7 protein-coding genes and 1 tRNA gene are annotated in these 7,333 nt (G+C 63.9%); 4 read left to right on the top strand and 4 right to left on the bottom strand.

The features are described 5' to 3' along the window. Positions 1–132 precede the first annotated feature (132 nt). The gene (locus ACHFFA_RS03430) at positions 133–723 is read right to left on the bottom strand and encodes a hypothetical protein (RefSeq protein WP_394269440.1); all 591 of its coding nucleotides are present in this window, start codon (positions 721–723) and stop codon (positions 133–135) included. A gap of 152 nt (positions 724–875) precedes the next feature. Between ACHFFA_RS03430 and ACHFFA_RS03425 the strand changes: the two genes are divergently transcribed. Next, on the top strand, positions 876–2,339 hold the full coding sequence (locus ACHFFA_RS03425) for an FAD-binding oxidoreductase (protein ID WP_394269439.1): 1,464 nt from the start codon (positions 876–878) through the stop codon (positions 2,337–2,339). Positions 2,340–2,414: 75 nt separating this feature from the next. Beyond that, on the top strand, positions 2,415–3,197 hold the full coding sequence (locus ACHFFA_RS03420; RefSeq protein ID WP_394269438.1) for a SapC family protein: 783 nt from the start codon (positions 2,415–2,417) through the stop codon (positions 3,195–3,197). A gap of 210 nt (positions 3,198–3,407) precedes the next feature. Here the strand turns inward: ACHFFA_RS03420 and ACHFFA_RS03415 are convergent, their stop codons facing one another. Further along, a complete protein-coding gene (locus ACHFFA_RS03415; protein WP_394269437.1) occupies positions 3,408–4,364 on the bottom strand; it encodes an N-formylglutamate amidohydrolase in 957 nt (318 codons plus the stop codon). 121 nt (positions 4,365–4,485) lie between these two features. On the opposite strand from ACHFFA_RS03415, the gene cpdR reads away from it, so the two are divergent. Both cpdR and ACHFFA_RS03405 read left to right on the top strand, forming a co-directional pair. Next, a complete protein-coding gene (cpdR, locus tag ACHFFA_RS03410; protein WP_394269436.1) occupies positions 4,486–4,863 on the top strand; it encodes a cell cycle two-component system response regulator CpdR in 378 nt (125 codons plus the stop codon). Between the two features lie 90 nt (positions 4,864–4,953). Continuing rightward, positions 4,954–5,028, top strand: a tRNA-Val gene (locus tag ACHFFA_RS03405). Positions 5,029–5,053: 25 nt separating this feature from the next. Here the strand turns inward: ACHFFA_RS03405 and ACHFFA_RS03400 are convergent. Beyond that, positions 5,054–5,986, bottom strand: coding sequence for a sulfotransferase (locus ACHFFA_RS03400; RefSeq protein WP_394269435.1), 933 nt, complete (start codon positions 5,984–5,986; stop codon positions 5,054–5,056). Positions 5,987–6,003: 17 nt separating this feature from the next. Next, the gene (locus ACHFFA_RS03395; protein ID WP_394269434.1) at positions 6,004–7,308 is read right to left on the bottom strand and encodes a hypothetical protein; all 1,305 of its coding nucleotides are present in this window, start codon (positions 7,306–7,308) and stop codon (positions 6,004–6,006) included. Positions 7,309–7,333: the final 25 nt, after the last annotated feature.

The following is a 7,333-nucleotide window of genomic DNA, read 5'->3' as shown; positions in this document are numbered from 1 at the left end:
AGGCCGAGATCGGCAAAACTCATGCGGCGGGTCGTGCCTTCGGATGTATGAGGGCGGGAAAGCGTGTCCGCACCCTTGGCGAACACTCCGCGGGCCTCTGCGTCCAAAAGAGCAAAAAGTCAAGCCGAAGGACTATTGCGGCAGGATCTCGACCAGGCGGTGCAGGCTTTCGACCGAACATTTCGCGCCCGACCGTGTCAGCAGCTTGTCACGGCGCGGACATAGCTTGCCGTCCTTGCTGCGCTCCATGTAGAAACCCTGATAGAACTCCCGCGGGCTGCAGCCGTTTTCCAGCCGGGCGGAAAGCATCTGGCGATCCCGGGTGAAGAACAGCAAGCGGTTGCGCTCTGGCTGGACGCCAGCAATTGCCGCGCTGTCGATGCAGCCCTTGAACGGTCGTTCGACGAATTGCCGCGGCACGGCAGGCATCGGCGTGGATAGCGGGGCAAGGCTGTTGCGCGCGCGGCCCGGTGCAGGCGAAATGCGAATGATGACCCGGCGTTCGATCCGAACCTGATTGGCTGTTCGCGGCTGCGCCGGCTGGAGCAGGGGCAGCCATCCCGGCGCACGACCCGATGACGACAGGGGGATCTGCGCCGATTGCCGCTCCTTCGCCATCGCAACGCTCGCTGCGTCCTGCCCTGCCGGCTCCTGCGCCCCGGCGACAAGGCCCAGCGGCAGCAATAGCGCCAGGGGCGCCAGAAGATCAGGCAGGAACGGCATGACGGGTCTGGCGTCTCCCTCGGCAAGGCGTGAGCGGGCGTCCGCAGCGACAGCGGCGGTGTGCCGCCGGAGTATTGAATGCCGGCTTAATCGCCCTCCGGCGCCCTGCGGCGGTTGACAGCCCGACCGCCTTTCGTGGCACAAGCATGCGGATGACCCTGCCCCCCATCACGGCCTCAGAGACAAGCGAATTTGTCGCCCGCGCGCAAGCCCTTCTCGGCCCCCGGGGCTTCACGCAGGATGACGATGCGATGAGCCCGTGGCTGACCGACTGGCGCGGACGCTACACCGGGCGGGCGCTCGCCCTCGCCTCGCCCGCCTCAACGCAGGAAGTCGCCGCGCTGGTCTCTCTGTGTGCCCGCTATCGCATTCCGCTGGTCCCCCAGGGCGGCAACAGCGGAATGTCCGGCGGAGCGACACCGGATCGCAGTGGTACCGCCATCGTCCTCTCCCTCCGCCGGCTCGATGCAATCCGTTCGCTCCATCCGGAAGAGGGGCAGATGGTTTGCGGGGCGGGCGTGATTTTGCAGACGGCACAAGAGGCGGCAGCAGAACAGGGCTTGCGCTTTCCCCTTACCCTCGGCGGCAAGGGCTCGGCCACGATCGGCGGACTTGTCGCCAGCAATGCCGGCGGCACCCAAGTCCTGCGCCATGGGACGATGCGCGATCAGGTTCTGGGGGTCGAAGCTGTCCTTGCCGACGGCACCGTTCTCGATCTGCTCACTCCGCTCAAGAAGGACAATCGCGGGTTCGATCTGAAGCAATTGCTGATCGGTTCGGAAGGCACGCTCGGCATCGTCACCGCTGCCAGCTTGCGACTGATCCCGGCCATCTGCGGAAGGGTCGTCGCATGGGTCACGCTGAGCAGCATCGAGGATGCCCGCCGCCTGCTCGTCCGGTGCGAGGCGCGCTTGGCCGATACGCTCGAAGGGTTCGAGATCATGCCGCAAGCCTGTCTCGATGCGGTGCTCGCCTACCTGCCCGCCGCACGAGCCCCACTCGGCCCCGCCCCGTGGCACGCCCTCCTCGAATTTGCTGCGACGGTGGAAACGGAGGATGGCTTGCGGGAGAGGATCGAAGCCTTGCTGGGCGAGGCACTCGATGGCGGGGCCATCGCCAATGCCACGATTGGCGCGAACGAGGGGCAGGCCGAAGCGTTCTGGCATTTGCGCGACAGCATTTCCGCGGCCGAACGTGCACGCGGCCCCGCGTTGCAGCACGATATCTCGGTCCCCACCGCCAGCATGGCCAGCTTCATCCGCGAAGCGACCATGGCGGTCGAAGGCCGTTTTCCTGGCACGCAGGCACTTGCCTTCGGTCATCTGGGCGATGGCAATGTCCACTTTCACGTCCGAGCGCCGGTGGGCAGCGGGCCAGGATGGACCGATGAACAGGGCAGCACGATCAGCCGCTTCGTCCACGATCTCGTTACGGCCCGGGGGGGTTCAATCAGCGCCGAACACGGGATCGGGCAGATGAAGCGCGACGAGCTGCAACGACTTGGCGATCCGGCGAGACTGGCGGTGATGCGCCGCGTGAAGGACGCGCTCGATCCGCTGGGCATCCTCAATCCCGGCAAGCTGCTCCCGCTTGCACAGAATGGCGCGACCGCCTAAGCGCGGCCCGTCGTTCGGGGAGGGCGGCAGCAGGCACCCCCCTCGACCCAAGCAATAGCCTCTCGGAGATCGTACATGGCGAGCGCGCCGCAGCAGCCCCAATTGCCCCTGTTCTACAATGACCTGATGCCCCTCAACAGTCAGGATCATCGCAACTATCGCACGCGGACCATCGATGCCGCCCCGTGGCTGGCGAAAGCTCATGCGCTGCCGATCACGGTCGACGAGTTCGTTCAGGCCCAGCGGGATTTCCCGATCGTGTTCTCCTCTGGCGAAAACCCCCTCCCCCTGGCGCTGATGGGCCTCAACGAAGGCGTCAACACCTTCGTCGACGCGCAGGGGAAGGTTAACGATCCGGTCTACCTCCCGGCCTACATCCGGCGCTATCCGTTCATGCTCGCCCGTCTGAAGCAGGAAGGCGACGAACTGTCGCTGTGCTTCGATCCGACGAGCGACGTGATTGGCGAGTTCGACGATGGCGAGCGGCTGTTCGACGATAACGGGCAGACCACCGATGCGACCAAGCGGGTGCTGGAGTTCTGCCAGCATTTCGAACAGGCCGCCCAGCGCACCCAGGCGTTCATCGGCGAGCTGAAGCAGGCCGACCTGTTGATGGACGGCGAGGTCTCGATCCAGCAGGAAGGTCACGATCAGCCGTTCGTCTATCGCGGCTTCCAGATGGTCAATCAGGAGAAGCTGCAGGACGTTGCAGCCGACAAGATCGAGCAATGGAACCGGAATGGGCTGCTGGCCCTTATCCATGCCCACCTGTTTTCGCTCGACTTGATGCGGGCGATATTTGCCCGTCAGGTCAAGCAGGGGACAGCGCCGACCGGGGCGCCGAGATCGGTTAACTAGGATCAAGACCGCAAATTACGACGAACGGTGGCGCGGCTGCGACCGCCGTTCGTCGATAGGTTGGCGAACCTTGAAACTGCCACCCCGTGTAGCCATTTATTAACCATCGGCGGCGCTTCCCCTCATGGCCCGCCGATGCGATGCACCGATGTGCATCTCCTCCCTGAACCTTGGCCACCTCGTGCTTTTGCACGGGGTGGTTTTTTGTGCCTATTCAGCGGCCACCGGAAACGGATCGCCATGGCGCAGGTCAAGTATCTGCCGGGCAAGCGCCATCACCATGTCGCCAAGCGCCCTTGCCAGAACAGGCAAGCGCGCGCTGGGCTGGTCCAGTCGCGCATCGAGGTATAGCGAACGGCACACCTCGATCTGGATGGCATGGATGTTCCGCGCCGGGGCGGCATGCCGTTCGAGGATATAGCCCCCCGAATATGGCCGGTTGTGGGCCACCCGCCGCCCGCCTCGTGCCAAATTCGTCAAGGCCGCGGCGGAAAGCAAGGGGTCGCAGCTTAGTCCGAAACGATCGCCGATGACGATCTCGGCCACCTCCTCGCCGGTATAGCGCGGGCTCAGCGGCGGCATCGAGTGAAAGTCGAGCAGGAGCGCCGCCCCCCAGCGATCGCGCAAGTGGGCCAGTTCGGCACCAAGCGCCTGATGATAGGGCCGATGGATTGCGGCGATCCGCTTCTCCAGTTCGTCGGCAGCGATAGGGTGTTTCCAGATTTCGCCAAGACCGGGCAGGCGCCGCGGCACGAGGCCAAGGCCGCTACGCGCTCGCCGGTTGGCGAGGGAGTGGGGGACAGCCCGCCGCCCCTGTTGTCCAGAAACCATCGACCAGTCGATATCGTCACTCGCCCGATTGAGGTCGATCATTGCGCGCGGCGCCTGAGCCATCAATATTCCCGCGCCGGTCAACCGGGCGATCTCTTGCCCCAGCAAGTCGGCGTAGCGATCCTCGAGACGCAGCCGCGTGCCCTCCCCGCCGCGCATCGTTTCGCAAAGTTCTTCTGGATAGCTGCGACCGGCATGGGGCACGCCGATCAGCACCGGCAGCGCACTCGGTCGAGGGCCGGAAAGAACTAAGGCGGCGCCGCCTCCGCCCGGTATGCTGCCTCCTTCCCGGTGATCGGGACAGCGGGTTCCGGCAGGGTCGGAATGGGTGTTCACCAGGGCAGTGCTGCCCGGATCAGGTAACCATGTAAACCCATTGGTTCAGGAAGGGACATTGGCAAGGATTGGCAGGATTTGTTAAGTGAAGGGCCTTATAAGCCCCGCCATGGATCAGATGATGCAAAAGCGCATACTCCTTGCCGAAGACGATCAGGCCATGCGCACCTATCTGGAACGCGCTCTGGTCAAGGCCGGTTACCACGTCGATGCCGTCGATCGGGGGACCGAGGCCGTCCCGCTGCTGGAGACGCAAGGCTACGATCTGCTCTTGTCCGACATCGTGATGCCCGAAATGGACGGCATCGAACTGGCGCAGCGCTGCAACGAGATCAGCCCGCAAACGAAGGTCATGTTCATCACGGGCTTCGCGGCGGTAACCTTGAAGGCCAGCCGCGAACAGCCGCAGGCGAAGGTCTTGTCCAAGCCGTTCCATCTTCGTGATCTCGTCCTCGAAGTGGAACGCGTCTTGCAGGAACGGGTCAGCGCCAGCCTTTGATCGCCTCGCTGAAGATAGCGCTTGCGCGGCTCCATAGGCCTCGCTAGACGCCGCGCCTGTCGCATGACAATGCGGCACATTCGATGGTTCGGGCGTATAGCTCAGTGGTAGAGCACTGTGTTGACATCGCAGGGGTCCCAAGTTCGAACCTTGGTACGCCCACCATCGTTTCTCCTTTTTTGTCAGACGTTCAGCCCCCGGGCGCCCCCCGGCCCCAATGTGAGAGGTCGCGGCCAAGCATGCGCTCCAGCGCCTCGGTGTGCGGGGCGTAGATGGCGGCAAGCCGTCGTCGCTGGCTATCGGTCATTGCCTTCGGGGCTGACCCGATCCTGCTGAGCAAATATTCGTAGGGTTTGCGCACCAGAGGCCGTTCCAGCACCCCGGGGGCTATCCGGCGCAAACGCTTCGCAGCAAGGCGAAACTGGCGCGCCACCGGATTGCGCAGTTCGACGCTCTGGTTGCGATGCGCCATCGCTGCATCCTGCCCGACTGGGGCGGCGACGCCCAGATAATCGCACAGCTCCGTCCGGATACCGAGGGGGTCGCGAACCAGATCGTCGAACAGGATGACCTTCACTCGCTTACCGAATACCGCATGGTAGCAGGCGAGGTGGAGGTCGTACCGACCCTCGTCGATGTAATTGATCGCAAAGCTCGTCCGCCGCTCGCTCGCCTGACATTCATCGAGAGCTTCCTCAAATCCCGCCTCATCCTCGCCCCGCGCGACAGCATGCAGCCACGCGCTATATGCCCGTTCTACCGGATCGCGCAGGACAACGATGATCCGGGCATCTTCCCTCGCCTTGGAGATAGCTGCCGGGACCGTCTCGTTGACGAGATATTGCGTGCTGGCATCTCCCCGAACAGCCCCTGCAGGCGCATCTTCGTAAAGGCGCAGATATGCGGCCTCCCCTGCGAAGGGCAGGGTTTCCACCACGGGGCGGACACGGCGCCCGTCCCTGATAGTCCATCCGCGCGGATCATCGCGCACGAAGAAATGGTGCGGTTCCTTCTCGAGCGGAAAGAACAGCCCGTCCACCCCGTGCAATAGTTCGACCAGCGAGGTTGTCCCCGCCTTTGCTGCGCCGACTATATAGAAATCGGGAAACCGGAAATCCGCCATGCTCGCGGCGTCGCCCGCTAGCCCGGTTCGCCAGACAGCGCGGGCTTGGGCAAGACCCGTGCAGGCTGCGGGGACGGAAGGAAGATACCGCTTTCGCGCGAGTGTGAAGGCGCCGGCAGCGAACGCCGCCGTCTCGCGTCCGCCGCAAGAGCCTGGCAAACCGAAAGCATGAGCGCGCCGAACCACGGCGAGTCCATTTGCGGGTCGAGCACGTTCATCGCCAGCAGAAAGATGAAAGCGGTGCGCCCGAAATCGCTCCCGCTTCGTCGCCACAGCACGAGATAGGCCGAGTACAGGATCAACAGCGTGACCGGCAGGCCCAGTTCGGCGAGCATCGTGCTGAGGCCGCTGAACGGCTTGTTTGCCGACGATTCGATAGCGAAGCGGTTGTTCTGGAAGCGCAGCATCGTCGGGGCGAGGTGATTCATATGTGCCTCGCCAGCGTGCAGGCCAGGCAGGTCAGGCGTGTCATGGGCGCCCCAGACGTTGTTGACCGGGCTGGACCAGATGGCCGGCTGGCTGGAGAATTGCCCGAGGCCTGCCCCGACGAACAGGGTCTGGGGTTCGCGCAAATACAACTCGCCTACCAGTTTGAAGGCGTACAGCTTCGGATTCGTGCCATAGGTCTGGGCGAAACTGTCGTTCTTCGTTTCGGCCCGAAATTGCAGGTAGGGGGCGACCACCATAAGCAGGGCGGCGCCCGCGAAGAGGACGGCCTGATTGCGGCGCGCGAAGATTGCGAGCGCGGCGAACCCGGCCACCATACCGAGGATGAAATTCGGGACGACGAAGTTCGCCAGCGCAAAGGCCAGGAACCACATGTCGCGCAAACGCAGCCGGCCCCGCCGCGACAGGATCTCGGCCAACCCGAAGAACCCGATAATGGTCACGATCTTCGCCCCGCCCCGCCCGAAGCCACCATTGAAGAAATCGGGCAGATAATGGATGTACGGCACCCGCCAGGGAAAACCCATCTGAATGAGGCTCACCATGCTTGTCGCGAAGACGATCACGTTGAGGATGCGGATGAAGCTGCGCCCGTCGAAATGGCGCGACGTGCGAAAGCCGAGCGCGGCGGCGAAAAACGGCAGGATCAGCGCGAGCTCAAGTGCGAATGCGGTAATGGATATCTGCATCCCCATCAGCATGTTGATAGCGAGCGAACCGCACAGGAACAGCACGAGAAAACCCGCCCGCATCCATGTCTGCCGGGCCAGCCAGTTCACCATGAGCGCGGGCATCGCGACGTAGGCGGCATAGCTTACCGGCGTTCGCGGGATCGCCATGAGGACGGCATAGGGAAGGGTCTTGGAAAGCCTCATGCCGCACCTGCCGTCTTGCCTGCCG

This window comes from Qipengyuania sp., assembly GCF_043423005.1.
In the GTDB taxonomy this organism is placed as follows: domain Bacteria; phylum Pseudomonadota; class Alphaproteobacteria; order Sphingomonadales; family Sphingomonadaceae; genus Qipengyuania.
The sequence above is the reverse complement of the archived record's forward strand: the minus strand, read 5'-3'. Positions and strand labels throughout refer to the sequence as shown.